A 19,155-nucleotide genomic window follows, 5' to 3' on the forward strand; every position below is an offset into this window, starting at 1 on the left:
GGGGCGATGACCGGCGGAAGGGCGCGGAACGAAAATCCGCCGGCCAGAGCCCGCGTCGCGATCCCGATCGCCGATGATGTCGCAGATGAATTCGCACGCGGCCACGCATGGCAGCGCGGCGCTCCCGGCTGGGTCATCATTTCCTCCTGGTCGGCACCGCCTTTTGCCTCCTCCGGAGCGTTCCCGGACGGAGATGGCAGCGTCCCTATGCCTGCCGCGGCAGGTCTATTGAGAGGCACGATAGGCCGAGGCGCCGCGTGTGGCAAGAAAGAAATGAAACGGTTCATCACTTAATCGCCAGCCACCCCCGGCGCGCCTCGCGTGCGTGTCAGGAGCGTGCCGGGACCGCGTGCTCGCTGCGCGGAATCGTGCCGCCGAGCGGGGCGCAGGAGCCGCGGATGATGAATTCGTGCGTCACGATGATGCGTTGGCGCGACGGCGGACGGGCCGCGTCCCGCCCCTCGGCCAGATGCTCCAGCAGGAGCTCGGCAGCGCAGCGCCCCGTCGCCGGCCAGTCGTAGCGGATGGCGGTGATCGGCGGCTCGATGAGCTGGGCGAGCTCGGTATCGCCCAGCGTGACCAGCGAGAGATGCTGGGGGATGGACAGGTTGAGCAGCCGCACCGCCTCCATCACCCCGGCGAGATGGCCGCCGCTGACGACGATGGCGGTGGCCGGCGCGCGGCCGATCAGCGAGGAATAGGCGGCGTCGCGTCCATAGGGATGCGCGCGGCCCTCCGAATGGACGAGGTCGCGCGGCACCTCGATCCCGAGATCGGTAAAGGCCGCCTCGAAGCCGCGCAGGCGCTCGCGCCCGGAATGGGTGATGGTCGGCACGGTGATGAGGCAGATACGCCGATGGCCGAGGCCGAGCAGGTAGCGCGTCGCCCGGTAGGTGCCTTCGTACTGGTTGGTGAGCACGCAGTCGACGTCGAGGTCGATGACGCGCTCCAGCATGACCAGCGGCACCGAGAAGTCGCGCAGCTGCGCCCTCGTCGCCTCGTCATTGTCGTCGCCGACCATGACGATGACCCCGTCGACGCGCCGGCGCTTGAACTGCTCCAGCACGTCGCTCTCGCGCGCGCGATCGGAATGCGAATTGGCCAGGAACAGCGTGTAGCCGGCGCGCGCCAGCACCGGCTCGAGGCCGGTGACGGCGGCGGCGGTCAGCGGGTTCTGGATGTCCGGCAGCAGCACGCCGATCACCCGGCTCTGGCGCGAGCGCAGGCTCTGCGCCACCGGGTTGGGCTCGTAGCCGAGCTCGACGATGGCCTGCGCCACGCGCTGGCGCAGCGACGGGTCGACATTGGCGGCGTTGTTGAGCACGCGCGAGACCGTACCGAGCGAGACGCCGGCATGCTGGGCCACATGCTTGATGGTGACGGTCGCCGAAGGCGGGCGCGGCTTTTTCACGATTCGATCAACGGCTTCGCCAGTTGCGCCGGGCCGTTGCCGCGGCGGCAGGCTAGTCTAGGCATGGGCCGGCCAGGGCGGCAAGGGTGCGCAACGGCGGAGGCCGGGCACGCCCGCGCCTAGCCGCACGGACGACTCGGCGCTTGACACCACCGAACGCCGCTGCTCAATCTGTCGACACTATCTGTCTTCGATATGCCGACATGGCCGGTAATTGGTCGAGAATGGCCAATCTCGTCCCCGACCTCGTCGACATAATCGAAAAATCGTCAGCCGCGGGTAAGCGGTCGGCACGAGCACGCTGGGCATGGAAACGGTCAATCTGCACGGTATCGTCGAAGGGGCTGGCGATGAGGGGCTCGTCCTCCTCCACCCCATCGGCCTCGACAATTCCTTCTGGGGCGCGCTGCCCTCCATGCTGGGGCGCGGCCGGCGCATATTGCGGCTCGACCTGCGCGGCTTCGGCGGCTCGCCCATCGGCGCGGGCGCGGCGCCGATCGAGGCCTATGCCGCCGACGTGCACCAAGCCATCCGCCGCTACGGGCTGGAGAAGCCGGCGGTGCTCGGCCTCTCCTTCGGCGGCATGATCGCCCAGACGCTGGCGCTCGACTTCCCCGGCAGCGTGTCGAAGCTCATCGCCTGCGGCTGTCCCGGCGGCATTCCCGTCGAGGCGCGCGACGCCTTGCGCGAGCGCGGCGTCGCCGCCGAACGCGGCGGCATGGATTCCGTCGTGCCGACGACCATCGAACGCTGGTTCACCCCCGACTTCGTCGACAATCCGGTGGTCGAGCGAGTGCGCGAGCGCCTGCGCACCGATTCGGTGCGCGCCTGGTCCGAGGGCTGGCAGGCGATCAGCAATTTCAACGCTTTGCCGCGCCTCGGCGGCATCGACGTGCCGACGCTGGTCGTCGCCGGCGAGCACGACCTTGCGGCGCCACCGGCCGCCATGGCGACGATCGCCAAGGCGGTCCCCGGCGCGCGCTTCGTCATCCTGGCCGGCGCGCCGCATATGATGCAGCTGGAGACCAGCGGGCTGTTCATCGAGACCATCGGCGATTTCCTTGCCGCCCGGTCCGTCGGTGCAACGTGACCGCTTCCATGGCTGAGCTGCTCAACCATCGCCTGACCGGGGAAAAGCGCGATTTCGCGCTGCTGCTGATCCATCCGCTCGGCGCGGATCTTTCGATCTGGGACGATTTCGTCGCGGCGCTGGATGGCCGGGTGACCACGCTCGCCATGGACCTGCCCGGTTCCGGCGGCTCGCCCGGCCCCGGCCGGCCGGTCGGCCTCGCCGAGCAGGCCGAGGCGCTGGAAGCGCTGCGCGGGGCGCTCGGCATCGAGAAGCTCTGCCCCATCGGCATCGCCGTCGGCGCCATGACGGCCGCGACCTATGCCGCGACCCATCCGGCCCGCACCAGCGCGCTCATCCTCACCAACCCGACGCCGGCGAGCGCGCCGCAGGCGCGGCAAATGCTCGCCGACCGGGCTGAGGCGGTGCGCCAGGGTGGCATCGCGGCGGTGCTGCCGGGCGCCGTCGACCGCTCCTTCCTGGAGATGCCGCGCGATGCGCGCTATGAACGCTACATGAATCGTTTCTCCGCGCAGGACCCGGAAGCCTATGCTCTCGCAGTGCTCGCGGCCGCCGAGGCGGATGCCTCGACGGCGCTGCGCGCGATCGACAGCCCGACGCTGCTGGTCCCCGGCCGCCACGACGTGCTGCTGCCGATGGAACGCACCGAGGCGGTGGCCAAGCTCGTGCCGCATGCACGCATCGCGGTGATGGAGCACGCGGCGCATTTCGTCCCCTACCAGCAGCCGGCCGCCTTCGCCGCGCTGGTGCTCGACTTCCTCGGCCGCGAGGCCGCCCTCGCCTGATCTTCCGGAGCGACACGCATGAGCAAGAAAGGCTTCCTCCTCGTCCTGATGCAGCCGCCGCCGGCCTTCGAGGAGGAATTCAACGCCTGGTACGACACCGAGCATGTGCCCGAGCGCGTCGCGGTGGAAGGCTTCGAAAGCGGCCGGCGCTATGTCTGCATCGACGGCCACCCGAAATATCTCGCCATGTACGACATGGTGCATGAATCGGCGCTGGAGAGCGAAAGCTACATGCGCGTCTCCGGCGCCAATTTCAGCCCGTGGACCCGGCGGGTGACCAGCCGGGTGAGGATCTACCGCTCGGCCGGCGAGCAGATCTTTCCGGGCGACGAGGTGACGAAGGCGACCCCGCGCACCACGCTGCTGCGCTTTTCCGGCACGCCGGCGGACCTTGCCGATACGGTGGTCGCCGGCGCCAAGGCGAATTTCGCCGGCAAAGCAAATACCGCGCAGCTGCGCGTCTTCGCCTATCCGCGCGACGGAGCGTTCGATTTTCTGGTGATGGCGGGCCTGCACAAGCCGGAAGAGGCGACGCTCGACGTCGACGCCTTCGGCGAGGCCGCGCCCTATCTCGACCTGGTCAACAGCTACGCGCTGTATTGAGGGCTACCGGCTTGATGCAACGTCATCCTGAGGTGCCCGGCGTTTCGCCGGGCCTCGAAGGATGCTCGCAAAGCGCACGGTAGCGACCATCCTTCGAGGCTCCCCCGGACCAAGTCCGGGGTCGCACCTCAGGATGACGGCGCTTCTGCTTACCGAGCGGAAAGCGATCCCGGATCGTCCCTGCGGGACGTCCGGGATGACGCGAGATATTAGGGTCGCGCCCTCAGTTCAGCACGGCCGGATCGAACGGGTAGGGCACCGCCGGGCCGCCCTTGAGCGGCAGCACGATGCTGGCCTTGCCGGGCGAGCCTTCCTTGCCGTTCTGGTCCTTCAGCCCGATCTCCAGATCGACCACGCCGTAATCGCCGCGCTGGCTCTTGGCCGTCACGCGGCCCCAGGCGGTGAGCGTGTCGCCAGGAATGTTCATGCCGCGATACTGGAAGCTCATCTTCCACAGCCAGCCGGTCTCGCCGACCCAGTCGGCCAGCACCTGCGCCAGCACATGCTGCTTCCACGAGCCGTTGATCAGCACGTCCGGCAGGCCGTCATGCTCGGTGGCGTAGCGCCAGTCGTAGTGGATCTTGTGCCAGTTCTCCATGGCGGCCGACCAGCGGATGATGTGCGCCGTGGTCATCGGGCCCTTGACGATGGTGGGGATGTCGTCGCCCACCGTGATGTTCTCGAAGGATACGGGCTCGGCCATCGTCTATCTCATGATCATGGTGTTGAGCGACTTGAGCAGCGGACGTGCGTCCGCGGTCCGGTACCCGTCCTCGATGAGGACCATCACCATCGGACCGGCCTTGCCCTGCTTCTGGTAGATGTCGCGGTAGATCGAGCGGCATTGGATGTGCTCGCCGAGCCTGGGATAGCTGTAGAACTCGTATTCGTAGCCGCCATTGAGGATGCCCGAGAGCGGGATCGGCAGCTTCGGCAGGCCCGGCCGCATGGCGCGGGAGACGCCGTCGAAATCCGGATCGCCGGCGGCCGCGAGCGAATCGTGCAACTCGTCCGCCGGGCGGCGGAAGGCGTGCACGGGAAAGCCCGGCGGGGTGACGACGCCGCCATAGCGGGTGCCGGCGGCGTAGTCGGCGTCCCAGAAGCGCGGATTGGGGTCCATCAGCGCCTGGAAGAAGCGGCGCAGCTCGCTCGCCTCCACCGCATGCGGCGCCTCGACCCATTCGGACGCGGCGCCGATCACGGCGCGCACGTCCCCGGTGATGTAGTTGACCAGTTCGTCAACCGCCATTCGCGTGGTCCTCCCTTCGCGACTTTTGTTCTGCCGGGCCGCGCGCGACGGGTTGGCCGGCGCGCGACGTTCGGGCGGTCAGTCTAAATGCCGATGAAACGTTTTCAATACGAAATCCGCGTGGCAGATTGCTAACCTCGCGTCGCGGGGCGGCTATTTGGCCGCCGCAGAAGGACAAGCGGCCGAGCCGCGAATGAAATGGCAGCCGGGAGGAAAAAGTTGTGAAAATCGTTTTTATCGGGGCGTCGCACTGGCACCTCGACCTCTATCTCATCCCCCTGCTGGAGGTGCCCGGCGCCGAGCTGGTCGGCATCGCCGATCCCGATGCGGCGGTGGTGGCGCGTCTGACGGCGCGCCTCGGCTGCGCCGGCGACACCGACTATCGCGCCCTGTGCCGACGACTGAAGCCGGATTTCGTCTTCGCCCTCGGCCGCCACATCGACATGCCCGAAGAGGCGCGCTTCCTGATCGAGGAGGGTATCCCCTTCGCGTTGGAGAAGCCCTGTGGGCTGAACACAGCCGACGTCGCCTCCATCGCCGAACTGGCCGAGCGCAGGGGCGCCTTCGCCTCGGTGCCGCTGGTGTTCCGCAATGGCGACTTCGCCCGGCACCTGGAGGGCCTGAAGGCGGAGGGGGATCTGAGCTACGCCACCTTCCGCTTCATCGCCGGCTTCCCGGCGCGCTACCGGCAGGCCGGCTGCGACTGGATGCTCGACCCGGCGCTGTCGGGCGGCGGCTGCACCATCAACCTCGCCATCCACTTCTTCGACCTCGCCATAAGGCTATTTGGCGACGAGGTGCGGGTGCTCAGCGCCACCATGGCCAACCATGCCTGGCGCGAGCGGGTGGAGGATTATTCCGTCGTCACCTTCGAGCGGAGCGGTGCGCTCTGCGTCGTCGAGACCGGCTATCTCTATCCGGCGCCGACCAGCAATTTCGACATGCATTACGCCGTGCGCTCACCACAGCACTACACCATCGCCCACGACATGCAGAGCGTGGAGAGCCTCGCCAATGACGGCGCGTCGCGGATCTGGCCCGCTCTCACCACCAACGTCCCGCACTACCGGACCTTCGTGTTCGATGTGCTGGAGCGGGTGAAGGCCGGCAGGCCGCCGCTGGCGAGTCTCTCCGACATGGTGCCGATCATGCGGCTGGTAGACGACGCCTATGGCAAGGCCCGCGCCGCCGGAACGCTGCTGCCGCCGGCGTGAAGCGATACCACCTCATCCTGAGGTGCCCGGCCACAGGCCGGGCCTCGAAGGATGATCATCCGGGTGCACCGTTACGAGCATCCTTCGAGGCTCACTGCGTTCACACCTCAGGATGAGGGTGTTCTTGGGAGCGAATGCGTGCGGGACAGAGGAATGCTCACCCCGCCGCCACCAGCTCCAGGCAGGATTCCCGCCGCACGAATTCGTAGGGCACGATGACCTTCTCCGGCGGCGTCTCGCTGCCGCCGATGCGGGAGATGGCAAGCCGCGCCGCCACCCGCCCGGTCTCCGCCCAGTCATAGCGTATGGCGGTGATGCCCGGCCGCATCAGCGCGGCGAGCTCGGTATCGCCCAGCGCCACCAGCGAGAGCTGGTCGGGAATGGCGAGGTTGAGCTGGCGGGCAGCGTCGAGCACGCCCGACAGCATGCCGCCGGAGACGATCAGCGCGGTTGGCATCTCGCGCATGGAGAGCACCGCATAGGCGGCGTCGACCGCATAGTCGCGGGTATAGCCACCCATGCGCACCAGTTCCTCGCTCACCTGCACGCCCATATCCGTCAGCGCCTCGGTGTAGCCCTGCAGGCGGTAGCGGCCGGACATGTTGTCGGTGGGGACGGTGACGAGGGCGATGCGCCGGTGGCCTAGCGCCAGCAGATAGCGCGTGGCGCGGTAGGTGCCGGCCACCTGGTCGGTGCGCACGGCGTCGAACTCGTTGCCGATCTCGCGCTCCAGCAGCACCACCGGCATGGGCAGTCGGTGCAGCTGCTCGACCGTGCGCGGGTCGCGGTCGCGGGCGAGGATGGCGATGATGCCGTCGACGCGGCGGCGGGCGAACTCATTGATGATGTTCTCCTCGCGCCCGCGCTCATACCGCGAATTGGCGAGGAAGAAGGTGTAGCCCTGGCGCGTCAGCTCCTCCTCGACGCCGGTGACGGCCTCTGAGGAGAGCGGGTTGCGCAGGTCCGGCACGATGACGCCGATGACGTGCGTCTTCTTCGAGCGCATGCCCTGCGCGAAGCTGTCCGGGCGGTAGTCCAGCGCCGCAGCAGCGTCGAGCACGCGGCGCTGGAGCGCCGGCTGCACGTTGCGCGCCTTGTTGAGCACGCGCGACACCGTGCCGATCGACACGCCGGCGCGGCGTGCCACATCGCTGATGGTGGCACGGGGCTGCGGCCCCTTCGGCCTTTCGCCGGACTCGGTCTCGTCCATCGTTCCTGTCGCTCGTCGCACCCATGGCGGGCGCTGGGTAACGTTCCATGCTTAGCCGATTTCATCCCGCTTCGCGATGCTTGCGAGGCGGCCCTCCACCAGACGATCGGCCAATGGTTGCAGCGGCAACAATACCGGGCCTTCGGGCAACCGAGGCGGCTTGACCGGCGCATGGCGGCTGCCCTAGCCTTGCTATGGAAAACGTTTTATCACTCCGCCGACGAGAAAAGACCAGGGAGGACGCCATGGGCGAGCGGGTCAGGATATGCGAGGTCGGGCCGCGCGACGGGCTGCAGATGTCGACGTCGATCATGCCGACCGACGTCAAGATCGAATGGATCAGGGCGCTGGCCGGCGCCGGCATTCATGAGATCGAGGTCGGCAGCTTCGTGCCCCCCAAGCTCATCCCGCAGATGGCCGACACCGGCGAGATCGTGCGGGCGAGCCGCGCCATTCCCGGCCTCACCGTCGCCGCGCTGGTGCCGAACCTGAAGGGCGCGCAGCGCGCCTATGAGTTCGGCGCCGACCTCGCGCTGATCCCGGTCTCGGTGAGCGAGGGCCACAGCTGCGCCAACACCAACAAGGGTAGCCTCGAGCAGGTGGCCGAGGTGCGCGCCATCGTCGAATGGGTGCGCGCGCAGGAGCGGCCGATGAAGGTCGATGCCGGCTGCGCCACCGCCTTCGGCTGCTCGATCGAGGGCGCCGTGCCGCAGGACCGCGTGGTGATGGTGGCCGCGGCCCTGGCCGATGCCGGCGTCGATAACATCGTGCTGGCCGACACGGTCGGCTACGGCAATCCCGCGCAGGTGCGCTCCGTCGTGCGCGCGGTGCAGCGCGAGGTCGGCGAGACGCTTGACCGCCTGCACCTGCACGACACGATGGGCCTCGGCATCGCCAACGCCTTGGCCGGGCTCGACGAGGGCATTCGCTGCTTCGATTCCGCCCTCGCCGGCCTCGGCGGCTGCCCCTTCGCGCCGGGCGCTTCCGGCAACATCGTCACCGAGGATCTGGTGTTCATGCTGGAGAGCATGGGCTTCGACACCGGCATCGACCTCGACGCGCTGATCCGCGCCCGCGAAATCCTGCAGCGCGGCCTGCCGGACGAGCACCTGCTGGGCAATGTCGTGAAGGCCGGCATCCCGCGTACCTACCACCGCGCCGCCGCCTGAACGCGGCGGCCTCTGGCTCGGAATTCTCCGAGCGACCGCCGTGTTCTTCGTCATGGCCGGGCTTGGTCCGGCCATCCACGACTTCGGCGATACTCGCGCTCCAACCCCAAGTCGTGAATCCCTGGGCCGAGCCCGGGGATGACGGTCGCAGGGCGGCACCGCCGAGGTCGACGCCCTCCCCGCGTCTCGCCGGCAGATACCTTCGTCGACACCGGCCAAACCCAAGGCTCCTTTCTTTCCTAACCGCCCGGCTCTCGCACCGCTCCCGGCAATGCGAGCGCGGAAGACATCGCGCGCCCTCCCTCCGAATTTAGGCGCCACCAGCTGCCACGCCGACCCGCGAGACGCCGCGCCAATGCCGGCGCGCCTTCGTCCGGATCGAGCCGATGGGGCGAGTGGAAAATCGAGGAGAGCGGAAGATGGAAGACCTGTCCCGGCGTACCCTGCTGGCGCTGAGTGCAGTGGGCGGCGCTGCCGTCGCCGCCGGTGCGGCCCATGCGGCGACCTTCGGCAACCCGGACCAGCCGGCGGAGGGCGCGATCAACTCGACCCCCGGCGCCCTGTCCGAGCCCGGCCCGCACAATCCCGCGCTGGAAGCGCAGATCCCCGCCTTCCAGAACCCGCCGGCAACCGATGTCGGCAACTCGCCGATGTTCTGGTCGTCCTTCAACATCATGCCGAAGCGCGTGCAGGCCGGCGGCTGGGCGCGGCAGATCACCAACTCCGAATTCCCCGCCGCCAAGGAAGTCTCGGGCGTCAACATGCGCCTCGGGCCGGGCGGCATCCGCGAGATGCACTGGCACCTCGCCGGCGAATGGGCGCTGATGACCAACGGCCAGTGCCGCGTCACCGTGCTCGACCAGTTCGGCCATCCCTATATCGCCGATGTCGGTGCGGGCGACCTGTGGTTCTTCCCCGCCGGCTGCCCGCATTCGCTGCAGGGCATCGGGCCGGAGGGCGCCGAGTTCCTCCTCGTCTTCGACGATGCCTACCAGTCCGAATACAACACGCTGTTGCTGACCGACTGGTTCGCACACACGCCGCCCGAAGTGCTGGCGCAGAATTTCGGCGTGCCGGCGGACACCTTCAAGAACATCCCGCTGAACGACCTCTGGATCTTCCAGGGCCAGCAGGCCCCGGCGCTGTCGGTGGACCTTGCCGCCGTCGCCGGTGCCGGCGCGCCGGCCGAGCCCTTCACCTTCTCGCTCGGCGGCGCCAAGCCGATCAAGCAGAACGCCGGCGGCCAGATCCAGCTCGCCGACAGCCGCACCTTCAAGGCCTCCAACACCATCGCGGCGGCGCTCGAGACCATCAAGCCGGGTGCGCTCAGGCGCATGCACTGGCACCCCAATGCCGACGAGTGGCAGTACTGGATCAAGGGCAAGGGCCGCATGACGGTGTTCAACACCGGCCCGCGCGCCGTGACCATCGACTTCCAGGCGGGCGATCTCGGCGTCGTGCCCAAGAGCCAGGGCCACTACATCGTCAACACCGGCGATGAGGACGTGCAGGTCCTCGCGATCTTCAAGGCGCCGGAATACCAGGAGGTCGACCTCTCCGACTGGCTGACCCATGCGCCGCCGGAACTGGTCGCCCAGCATCTCCACATCGATCCCGCAGTGATCGCGAAGTTCCCCAAGGGCCAGGCCGGCATCCAGCCGGCCTGATCCCACCGCCATCCGACATGTCGAAACACCCCATGCCGTGACCGCGGGCGACAGGAGAGAGCCATGGGCATCGTGAAGACCATAAAGCCGTATCACGAGCCGGCCGGCGGCTGGGGCGCGCTCAGGGCCATGGGCACCGCTCTGACCGAGCAGGGCATTGCCGTCTCCGGCATGGCGCTGCTGGCGCGCATGAACCAGCCGGGCGGCTTCGACTGCCCCGGCTGCGGCTGGGCCGACCCCAAGCACACCTCGCCGTTCGAATATTGCGAGAACGGCGGCAAGGCGGTTGCCTGGGAGGCCACTGCCAAGCGCTGCACGCCGGAATTCTTCGCCGCCCACAAGGTGAGCGAGCTGGAGACGTGGAGCGACTACGACCTCGAAATGGTCGGCCGCCTCACCCATCCCATGCGCTACGACGCAGGAACCGACACCTACCAGCCGGTGAGCTGGGACGACGCCTTCACGCTGGTCGGGCGGCACCTCAACGCGCTGCCGAACCCCGACATGGCGGATTTCTACACCTCGGGCCGTGCGTCGAACGAGGCGGCGTTCCTCTACCAGCTCTTCGCCCGCGAATACGGCACCAACAATTTCCCCGACTGCTCCAACATGTGCCACGAGGCCACTAGCGTCGGGCTGCCGCAGTCGCTCGGCGTCGGCAAGGGCACGGTGCTGCTCGACGACTTCGAGAAGGCCGACGCGATCCTCATCTTCGGCCAGAACCCCGGCACCAACTCGCCGCGCATGATGACCGACCTGCGCAACGCCTCGCGGCGCGGCTGCACCATCATGTCGTTCAACCCGTTCCGCGAGCGGGCGCTTGAACGCTTCCAGGCGCCGCAGAACCCGGTGGAGATGGCGACGCTCACCTCCACCCCGATCTCCGGCCGCCTGTTCCAAGTGAGGGTCGGCGGCGACGTCGCTCTGCTCAAGGGCATGATGAAGGCGCTGGTCGAGGCCGACCGCCGCGCCCAGCAGGAGGATCGCGGGACGGTGCTCGACTGGGACTTCATCCGCGGCCACACGGTCGGCATCGAGGCGCTGATCGCCGATCTCGACGCCACCCAATGGGCGGATATCGAACAGATCTCCGGCCTGCCGCGGGCCGAGATCGAGGAGGCGGCCGCGGCCTACGCCAAGGCCGAACGAGCCATCCTCGTCTTCGGCATGGGCGTCACCCAGCACCGCCACGGGACCCAGAACGTCCAGCAGCTCGCCAATCTCGCCCTGCTGCGCGGCAATATCGGCCGCGACGGCGCCGGCCTGTGCCCGGTGCGCGGCCATTCCAACGTGCAGGGCGACCGCACGGTCGGCATCACCGAGGTGCCGACGGCCGAGTTCCTCGACAAGCTGAAGGCGCGGTTCGGCTTCGAGCCGCCGCGCAAGCACGGCCACAACGTCGTCACCGGGCTGGAAGCCATGGTGCGTGGCGAAGTGAAGGTGTTCGTCGGGCTCGGCGGCAACATCGCCGCCGCGGTGCCAGACTGGCAGCTCACCCGCGAGGCGATGCGCAGGCTCGACCTCACCGTCCACATCTCGACCAAGCTCAACCGCTCGCACCTCGTGCACGGCCGCGACGCACTGATCCTGCCCTGCCTCGGCCGCACCGAGCTCGATATGCAGGCGGGCGGCCCGCAATCGGTGACGGTCGAGGATTCCATGTCAATGGTCCACGCCTCGACCGGCCGGGCCGATCCGGCATCCGAGCATCTGAAGAGCGAGCCGGCCATCATCGCCGGCATCGCCAAGGCGACGCTCGGCACGCGCTCGGTCGTCGACTGGGACCGGCTGATCGGCGATTACGACCTGATCCGCGACGACGTCGAGGCGGTGTTCCCGATCTTCGACGGCTACAATACCCGTATCAAGGTGCCGGGCGGCTTCCACCTCACCTCGCTGGCGCGCGAGCGCATCTGGGCGACGCCCTCGGGCAAGGCCAACTTCCTCGTTTACGACAAGCTCGGCGAGGACCCGCGCCCGGCCGAGCCGGACATGCTGTGGCTCACCACCATACGCAGCCACGACCAGTATAACACCACGCTCTACTCGCTCTCCGACCGCTATCGCGGCGTCTACGGCCAGCGCGACGTGATCTTCCTCAACGAGGAGGAGATGGAGAAGCGCGGGCTGCAGGCGGACGACCGGGTCGACATCGTCACCCTGTCGGATGACGGGCTGGAGCGCGTGGTGCGTGCCTTCAAGGTCGTCCCCTACGCGTTCCCCGATGGGAGCTGCGCCGCCTACTACCCGGAGGCCAACCCGCTGGTCCCGCTCTACGCGCACGATCCCCAGAGCTTCACCCCCGCCTCGAAGGGCGTGCCGGTCCGCCTCGTCAAGGTGGCGGCCGAACAGGGAGCGCATTGACCATGGACGCGGTCGACCTCGCCCGGCTCCAGTTCGCCTTCACCATCGGCTTCCACATCCTCTGGCCGACCTTCACCATCGGCATCGCCTGGTTCATCACCCTGCTCAGCGCCCTGTGGTGGCGCACCGGCAGGACGGTCTATCGCGACCTGATGCGGTTCTGGATGAAGATCTTCGCCCTCGGCTTCGGCATGGGCGTGATCACCGGCATCGTGCTCAGCTACGAGATCGGCACCAACTGGGCGGGCTATTCGCGCTCGGTGGCGAACGTGCTCGGGCCGATGTTCATGTACGAGACACTGTCCGCCTTCTTCCTCGAGGCCGGCTTCATCGGCATCATGCTGTTCGGCGAGGGGCGGGTGTCCAAGGGGGCGCATTTCTTCGCCTGCCTAATGGTCTCCTCCGGTGCCGTGTTCAGCGCCACCTGGATCATCGCCTCCAATAGCTGGATGCAGACACCGGCCGGCGCGGTGGCGGATGCCGACGGCATCTTCCATGTCGTCGACTGGTGGCAGGCGATCTTCACCCCGTCCTTCCCCTACCGCCTCGCCCATATGGTGTGCGCGAGCTTCCTCACCGGCTCCTTCGTGGTGGCGGGCGTCTCCGCCTTTCACCTCTGGCGCGGGCACCATCTGGTCGCCAGCCGCAAGGCCTTCTCCATGGCGCTCTGGCTGGCGCTCGTGCTGGCGCCGCTGCAGGCCTTCATCGGCGACCTGCACGGGCGCAACACGCTCGAGCATCAGCCGACCAAGCTCGCGGCGATGGAAGGGCTGTGGGACACCACCAAGGGCCCCGGCATGACCGTGATCGCCTGGCCGGACCAGGCCGAGCAGCGCAACCTCTACGCCGTCGAGATCCCCCATCTCGCCAGCCTCTATCTCACCCATAGCTGGGACGGCGAGGTACAGGGGCTCAAAGCGGTGCCGCCCTCCGACCAGCCCAACGTGCCGGTGGTGTTCTTCGCCTTCCGCATCATGGTCGGCATCGCCATGATCCTGCTGGCGACCGCCATCACCGGGCTCATATTGCGGCTGCGCGGAAGATTGTTCGACACCCGCTCGTTCCAGTTGCTGGCCATGGCGGTGACCCCGCTCGGCTTCGTGGCCGTGCTCGCCGGCTGGACCACCACCGAGGCCGGGCGCCAGCCCTGGGTCATCTACGGCCATCTGCGCACGGCCGATGCCGTGGCGCCGGTGACCGCCGGCGCGGTGACGACGAGCCTGCTCATCTTCTTCGTCGTCTACAACGTGCTGATGCTCGCCTTCATCTGGTTCGCCGGCCGCGTCGCCCTGAAGGGTCCGGCCGACACCTCGCCGCCGGCGCTGGAGCATCCCGGCATCGACCGGACCAATGCGGGCCTGTTCGACAGCGACACCTCCGCGCCGGCCGCGATCGGCGGCGCCCAGCAGGCGGGAGCCACGTCATGACCGAGCTCATGCAGGCGGAATATGTTCCGCTCTATTTCGGCGCGCTCGCCGCCTTCTGCGTCACCGTCTACGTGCTCGCCGACGGGCTCGACCTCGGGGTCGGCATCATCTTCCTCGTCGCCCCGCGCGACCAGGACCGCGACCTGATGATGGCCTCGATCGAGCCGGTGTGGGACGGCAACGAGACCTGGCTGGTGATGGGCGGCACGCTGCTCATCGCCGCCTTCCCGGCCGGCTACTACATCCTGCTGCCAGCCTTCTACCTGCCGATCATGTTCATGCTGTTCGCGCTGATCTTCCGCGGCGTCGCCTTCGGCTTCCGTTTGCAGGCGACGCGGTTCCGCCTGGTCTGGGACATCGCCTTCTCGGCCGGCTCGATGCTGGCGACCTTCTGCCAGGGCCTGATCCTCGGCGGGCTGATCGGCGGCGTTCCGGTGGAGAACGGGATGTTCGCCGGCGGGCCGTTCAGCTTCCTCAGCCTGCTCGGCATTCTCTGCGGCATCGGCCTCATCGGCGGCTATGCGCTGCTCGGCGCCGGCTGGCTGATCTGGAAGACGGACGGGGCGACGCAGGTCTTCGCCCGCGAGATCGCCCACGCGGCGCTGATCCTCACCGCCGTGATGATGGCGCTGGTCAGCGTTTGGAGCGCGCTCACCGTTCCCGAGGTCGCCGCGCGCTGGTTCGCCTGGCCGAACCTCATCCTGCTGGCGCCGGTGCCGCTGGTGACGCTCGCCGTCATCCTCTCGGCCTGGCGCGGCATATGGAACGGCGCCGAGCCACGGACCTTCCTGCTTGCCATCGCGCTGTTCGCGCTCGGCCTGATCGGCCTCGTGGTCAGCCTCTGGCCCTATGTGGTGCCGCGCCACATCACCGTGTGGGAAAGCACCTCCGATCCGCAGACGCTGGCCTTCATCGCTGTCGGCCTCATCATCATCCTGCCCATCGTCCTCGCCTACCAGACCCACGCCTACTGGGTGTTCCGCGGCAAGACCGTGCATCTGGAAGGCGGCTATGGCGGCGAGGGCGGCGGCCACTGAAAGCACGCGCCCGGCTGTCCTCCCGCGCGGCCGGGCGCGTTCCTATACCAGGGTATAGACCGCGCATACGCATGCGGCCGTGCGGGATAGACTTTGCCGTAATAGAGTAGTTGTCGGGATAAACGGGTGCGTAAAGACGGTGGCTTGCGCCGCTTCGTTCTTCGCACAGCAGCGGGAGTAGGGGATGCCTCTCACCATCGCCGTCGTGAATCTGCTCGCAGGGCTCCTGCTGCTGACGGTCGGCGGCACCCTCATCGCCAATGTCCCGGCCCCGCGCCGGTGGGTCCTGGTGGCCTTCGTCGTCGTTGACGCCGGCCTCATCAGCAGCAGCCTGTTCCTGCTGCCTTTCGCTCTGCAACTCGGCGGCAGCTAAAGCCGACGCTCTTTCCCGAACGCGTCGTCCCACAGGTGACGCACAACCCGCTTAAAAGAGCCGAACGGACGGTAGAGTCCCTTCCGAGCCTTCCACTTCGGACCCCCGACGCCGAGCGCCGAGATCGACGCGTTCCGACGGCACAGGCGGCCCGAACATGCCAGCGCCCAAGCCTTATTCAGCCAGCAAAAGGACCAGTACCATGGGTTACGTAACGACCAAGGACGGCGTCGAGATCTTCTACAAGGATTGGGGTCCGAAGGACGCCCAGCCGATCTTCTTCCATCACGGCTGGCCGCTGAGCTCGGACGACTGGGACGCCCAGATGCTGTACTTCCTCGGCAAGGGCTTCCGCGTCGTCGCCAATGACCGCCGCGGCCATGGCCGCTCGGCCCAGGTGAGCGAGGGCCATGATATGGACCACTACGCCGCCGACGCCAGCGCGGTGGTGGAGCATCTCGACCTGCGCAACGCCGTCCATATCGGCCATTCGACCGGCGGCGGCCAGGTCGCCCGCTATGTGGCGAAGTTCGGCGAGCCGCAGGGCCGCGTCGCCAAGGCGGTGCTGGTCTCCGCCGTGCCGCCGCTGATGGTGAAGACCGAGTCCAACCCGGAAGGCCTGCCGCTCGAAGTGTTCGACGGCTTCCGCGCCGCGCTCGCCGCCAACCGCGCGCAGTTCTTCCTCGATGTCCCCACCGGGCCGTTCTACGGCTTCAACCGCCCGGGCGCGACGGTCTCGCAGGGCGTGATCCAGAATTGGTGGCGCCAGGGCATGATCGGCAGCGCCAAGGCGCATTACGAAGGCATCAAGGCCTTCTCCGAGACCGACCAGACCGAGGACCTGAAGGCGATCTCCGTGCCGACGCTGGTCATGCACGGCGACGACGACCAGATCGTGCCGATCGTCGCGGCGGCCCACAAGTCGATCAAGCTGCTGAAGAACGGCACGCTGAAGATCTATCCGGGCTTCCCGCACGGCATGCTCACCACCCATGCCGACGTGCTGAACCCGGACCTGCTCGCCTTCATCAAGGGCTGAGCCGGGCAGCCATCGAGAAAGCGGCCGCCGCCTCGCCGGGGCGGCCGTTGCCTTTTCAGGAGCACCGCCGCTCAGAACGGCGACAGCAGGGCGATGGCGACCGCCAGGGTGAACACCACGGCGGCGGTGAGCAGCGGCCGCACGACGTCGCCCATGATGGTCGCGCCGATGACCTTCCAGTCCGGCCGGAACGACTGCGCCGACAGGATGAGCCTGGCCGCCGCACCGCCGCTGATCCGGGCGAAGGCATACCAGCCGAGATAGACCGCCAGCATGACGCCGCCGAGGATGGCGAAGAGCGGCGCCTGCGCCAGCGTCTCGTCGCGCGGGGCCGAGGCGGTGGCGACGAAGATCGACGCCGGCAGCGCGAAGTCCATCACCAGCGCGTTGAAGCCATCCACATGGCGATGGTCGACGACGCCCAGCCGTCCGGCGCCGTAGCCCAGCGCCATGACGAAGAACACGGGCGCCAGCGCCAGAAGGATGGCCTGGAACATCATGATTATGGGCTGTCCGTCACGACATCCGCCTGCAGAGCCTCACGCGGCCCAAGCTCGCCGAGCACGCGCCACAGCCGCCGGGCGTTGTCGGCGATATGCCCGGACGAGACGGCGATGTCGTCGGCGCCGTCCGCCTGCCGGCGGACCACCTCGGCGTGCAGCAGAATGGCGGTGATGGCATTGACGATCTGCAGCCGGGGCTGCCCGTCCCCGGCACCGCCATTCGAATGGCCGGCATGCCCATCCGTGCCGTTCTTGCCGGCACGCCGCACCTTCGCCTTGCCGCCTGCGGCATGACTCTTTCCAGACGGGCGCGGGGTCTTGCCGGCGCTGCCGGCGGAACCTTTGCCATTGGCGGATGCTGCGATCACCATCTCGACCTCCGATGCATCCCTCGCGGGCACCGGGAGCATACGCAAACGCCGTTCGTTTGTGTGCAAATTATTGCAAAGCGTCTTCACACCACCGCGACTGCACCGGCTTGCGGATCTCCGCATGGTCGCAGTGCTGCGGAATCCCGTCATTATTTCCCCGCGCGACGCCACTGTCTGCCATACCGAGGTTTAGGGCCGCCTATACTGTTAATAATAGTTAAAAGCTTGAATCATATTGCGACTTTAGACGCAGAAGCGGAAGAAATTCTCAGAAATTATTCTCGATACTCGCCGTCGGGCATCGGCCTGACCGATTGCCGTGCGAAAATGCCAGACCTGCCCCGACCGCCGCGTACAAGGCGTTCCAGCCGCTGGGAACCGGAACGGGTAGGGCGGCCAAGGCGTTCGAAAGTGACTTGCTAAAGTGACTTGCTTCGGCAACCGGGTTTCGGGATCGTCGGCGCGCCGAGCTTGTCGACCAATGCCGATTGAGGAGACGCAGCATGGCGAAACAGCCAGGGAATGACGAGGGGACCGACGACGCATCCCCGCTGACCATCTCGCCGGAGAAGGTCTGCTTCATCATCATCAAGGCGAAGGAGTTCGACGCCAAGGACGAGCTGACCGATCCCGATCCCGGCTCCAACCCGTCCGACGACAACGACATCGCGGTGCTGGAGGATCATGGCGACGACCCCGTCGTCGAGGAATTGACCTCCTTCATCAACGCGCTGTCGGAAGACGAGCAGATCGACCTCGTGGCACTGGCCTGGCTCGGGCGCGACGATTACGACGCCGGCGACTGGGAGAGCGTGCGCGAGGAGGCGGCCGGCAAGCACAATGACCGCACTGCCGCCTATCTGCTCGGCATGCCGCTGATCGGCGACTTCCTCGAAGAGGGGCTGTCGCTGCTCGGCTATTCCTGTGAGGAATTCGAGACCGGCCGGCTCTGATCGCCGGCGCGGCTCACTCCGGGCACTCGGCGCCGGTGTCGATCCAGGCGGCGACCAGCGCGCCGAACTCCTGCTGCGTGCCCGGCGCCGGCCGGCGCCCCTCGCCCGGATGCCAGGCCCAGCCGACCAGATGGTCGGTGGCGAGGTGCTCGAGGATCTTCGCCATGGTCCGGTTGCCGTTGCGGGCCGGGTCCTTCAGCTGCCGGCAGATGCCGCCGAGCGTCAGTCCCTGCCAGCTCATGCTGGCCGGGGCCAGCAGCCACGGCGTCGCGCCGGGGATCGAGCGCAGCCGGCTGCCGGCAAGCGGCGTGTTCTCGCTGCGGTGACAGCTGGTGCACATGATCCCCCGCTCGCCGATGCCGGAAGCCCCGGCGTCGATGAAGGGCACATGCGTGTGCATGTCGTTGCCCTGGGTCGGCGTGCGGTTGGCCGGGTGGCAGTTCATGCAGCGCGGATCGGTGATGACCTTTGCCGCCTCGGTGAACAGCGCCCGCGAGCGCGCCCCGGTATCCGCGATCGACGAGAAGTCCGCGACGCCTTTCAGCGGGCGCGCGACGGCCACCGTGGCGGTGGGGGCCGACGGATCGGCAAACCCGGCGCCGAGGCCGAGCAGGATGGTCCCCGCCACGACCGTGCCGGTCGCCATGGAGACGACCACCACTTCCGAAACACGATTGAGGAACGACATGG

The 19,155-nt window shown here is 67.8% G+C and carries 19 protein-coding genes; 12 read left to right on the plus strand and 7 right to left on the minus strand.

Annotated elements, in window-relative coordinates; genetic code table 11:
- Window positions 1-328: 328 nt before the first annotated feature.
- Window positions 329-1,411, minus strand: a complete 1,083-nt coding sequence (locus tag SNOV_RS17505; protein ID WP_013168299.1) for a LacI family DNA-binding transcriptional regulator — start codon at window positions 1,409-1,411, stop codon at window positions 329-331.
- A gap of 307 nt (window positions 1,412-1,718) precedes the next feature.
- Between SNOV_RS17505 and SNOV_RS22705 the strand changes: the two genes are divergently transcribed.
- Genes SNOV_RS22705 through SNOV_RS22710 form a run of 3 tightly spaced genes read left to right on the plus strand, consistent with a single transcriptional unit; the run spans window position 1,719 to window position 3,889 of the window.
- Window positions 1,719-2,501 carry an alpha/beta fold hydrolase gene (locus SNOV_RS22705; protein ID WP_013168300.1) on the plus strand — a complete coding sequence of 261 codons (783 nt, stop codon included), beginning with the start codon at window positions 1,719-1,721 and terminating at the stop codon, window positions 2,499-2,501.
- 8 nt (window positions 2,502-2,509) lie between these two features.
- Window positions 2,510-3,286, plus strand: coding sequence for an alpha/beta fold hydrolase (locus SNOV_RS17515; RefSeq protein ID WP_013168301.1), 777 nt, complete (start codon window positions 2,510-2,512; stop codon window positions 3,284-3,286).
- A gap of 18 nt (window positions 3,287-3,304) precedes the next feature.
- Entirely contained in the window at window positions 3,305-3,889 is a 585-nt protein-coding gene (locus SNOV_RS22710) for a DUF4286 family protein (protein WP_013168302.1), read from the plus strand.
- A gap of 223 nt (window positions 3,890-4,112) precedes the next feature.
- Here the strand turns inward: SNOV_RS22710 and SNOV_RS17525 are convergent, their stop codons facing one another.
- A complete protein-coding gene (locus tag SNOV_RS17525) occupies window positions 4,113-4,592 on the minus strand; it encodes a hotdog family protein (RefSeq protein WP_013168303.1) in 480 nt (159 codons plus the stop codon).
- 3 nt (window positions 4,593-4,595) lie between these two features.
- Window positions 4,596-5,138, minus strand: coding sequence for an FAS1-like dehydratase domain-containing protein (locus tag SNOV_RS17530; protein WP_013168304.1), 543 nt, complete (start codon window positions 5,136-5,138; stop codon window positions 4,596-4,598).
- 221 nt (window positions 5,139-5,359) lie between these two features.
- On the opposite strand from SNOV_RS17530, the gene SNOV_RS17535 reads away from it, so the two are divergent.
- Window positions 5,360-6,352 carry a Gfo/Idh/MocA family protein gene (locus SNOV_RS17535; RefSeq protein WP_013168305.1) on the plus strand — a complete coding sequence of 331 codons (993 nt, stop codon included), beginning with the start codon at window positions 5,360-5,362 and terminating at the stop codon, window positions 6,350-6,352.
- A 157-nt stretch (window positions 6,353-6,509) separates the two neighbouring features.
- On the opposite strand, the gene SNOV_RS17540 is transcribed toward SNOV_RS17535, so the two are convergent.
- Window positions 6,510-7,562 carry a LacI family DNA-binding transcriptional regulator gene (locus tag SNOV_RS17540; protein WP_013168306.1) on the minus strand — a complete coding sequence of 351 codons (1,053 nt, stop codon included), beginning with the start codon at window positions 7,560-7,562 and terminating at the stop codon, window positions 6,510-6,512.
- A 245-nt stretch (window positions 7,563-7,807) separates the two neighbouring features.
- Here SNOV_RS17540 and SNOV_RS17545 point away from each other — a divergent pair, with 245 nt between their 5' ends.
- From SNOV_RS17545 to SNOV_RS17575, 7 genes are all read left to right on the plus strand, one after another.
- Window positions 7,808-8,731, plus strand: coding sequence for a hydroxymethylglutaryl-CoA lyase (locus SNOV_RS17545; protein ID WP_013168307.1), 924 nt, complete (start codon window positions 7,808-7,810; stop codon window positions 8,729-8,731).
- Between the two features lie 419 nt (window positions 8,732-9,150).
- Complete coding sequence (locus SNOV_RS17550) at window positions 9,151-10,398, plus strand: cupin domain-containing protein (protein ID WP_013168308.1); 1,248 nt, start codon at window positions 9,151-9,153, stop codon at window positions 10,396-10,398.
- 63 nt (window positions 10,399-10,461) lie between these two features.
- Window positions 10,462-12,762, plus strand: coding sequence for an FdhF/YdeP family oxidoreductase (locus SNOV_RS17555; protein ID WP_013168309.1), 2,301 nt, complete (start codon window positions 10,462-10,464; stop codon window positions 12,760-12,762).
- Between the two features lie 2 nt (window positions 12,763-12,764).
- Window positions 12,765-14,189: a cytochrome ubiquinol oxidase subunit I gene (locus SNOV_RS17560; RefSeq protein ID WP_013168310.1), complete on the plus strand. Its 1,425-nt coding sequence runs from the start codon at window positions 12,765-12,767 to the stop codon at window positions 14,187-14,189.
- The gene (gene cydB, locus SNOV_RS17565; RefSeq protein ID WP_013168311.1) at window positions 14,186-15,226 is read left to right on the plus strand and encodes a cytochrome d ubiquinol oxidase subunit II; all 1,041 of its coding nucleotides are present in this window, start codon (window positions 14,186-14,188) and stop codon (window positions 15,224-15,226) included. The genes SNOV_RS17560 and cydB overlap by 4 nt, the downstream gene beginning before the upstream one ends.
- Window positions 15,227-15,410: 184 nt before the next feature.
- Entirely contained in the window at window positions 15,411-15,599 is a 189-nt protein-coding gene (locus SNOV_RS17570) for a hypothetical protein (protein ID WP_013168312.1), read from the plus strand.
- A gap of 202 nt (window positions 15,600-15,801) precedes the next feature.
- A complete protein-coding gene (locus SNOV_RS17575) occupies window positions 15,802-16,638 on the plus strand; it encodes an alpha/beta fold hydrolase (RefSeq protein ID WP_013168313.1) in 837 nt (278 codons plus the stop codon).
- Between the two features lie 71 nt (window positions 16,639-16,709).
- Here SNOV_RS17575 and SNOV_RS17580 read toward each other — a convergent pair whose 3' ends face one another.
- Entirely contained in the window at window positions 16,710-17,138 is a 429-nt protein-coding gene (locus SNOV_RS17580; RefSeq protein WP_013168314.1) for an AEC family transporter, read from the minus strand.
- Between the two features lie 2 nt (window positions 17,139-17,140).
- A complete protein-coding gene (locus SNOV_RS17585; protein ID WP_013168315.1) occupies window positions 17,141-17,512 on the minus strand; it encodes a hypothetical protein in 372 nt (123 codons plus the stop codon).
- Between the two features lie 503 nt (window positions 17,513-18,015).
- Between SNOV_RS17585 and SNOV_RS17590 the strand changes: the two genes are divergently transcribed.
- Window positions 18,016-18,465, plus strand: a complete 450-nt coding sequence (locus SNOV_RS17590; RefSeq protein ID WP_013168316.1) for a DUF3775 domain-containing protein — start codon at window positions 18,016-18,018, stop codon at window positions 18,463-18,465.
- 13 nt (window positions 18,466-18,478) lie between these two features.
- Here SNOV_RS17590 and SNOV_RS17595 read toward each other — a convergent pair whose 3' ends face one another.
- Entirely contained in the window at window positions 18,479-19,153 is a 675-nt protein-coding gene (locus SNOV_RS17595) for a hypothetical protein (RefSeq protein ID WP_013168317.1), read from the minus strand.
- Window positions 19,154-19,155: the final 2 nt, after the last annotated feature.

Origin of the sequence: Ancylobacter novellus DSM 506 (assembly GCF_000092925.1) — a bacterium.
Lineage (GTDB): Bacteria > Pseudomonadota > Alphaproteobacteria > Rhizobiales > Xanthobacteraceae > Ancylobacter > Ancylobacter novellus.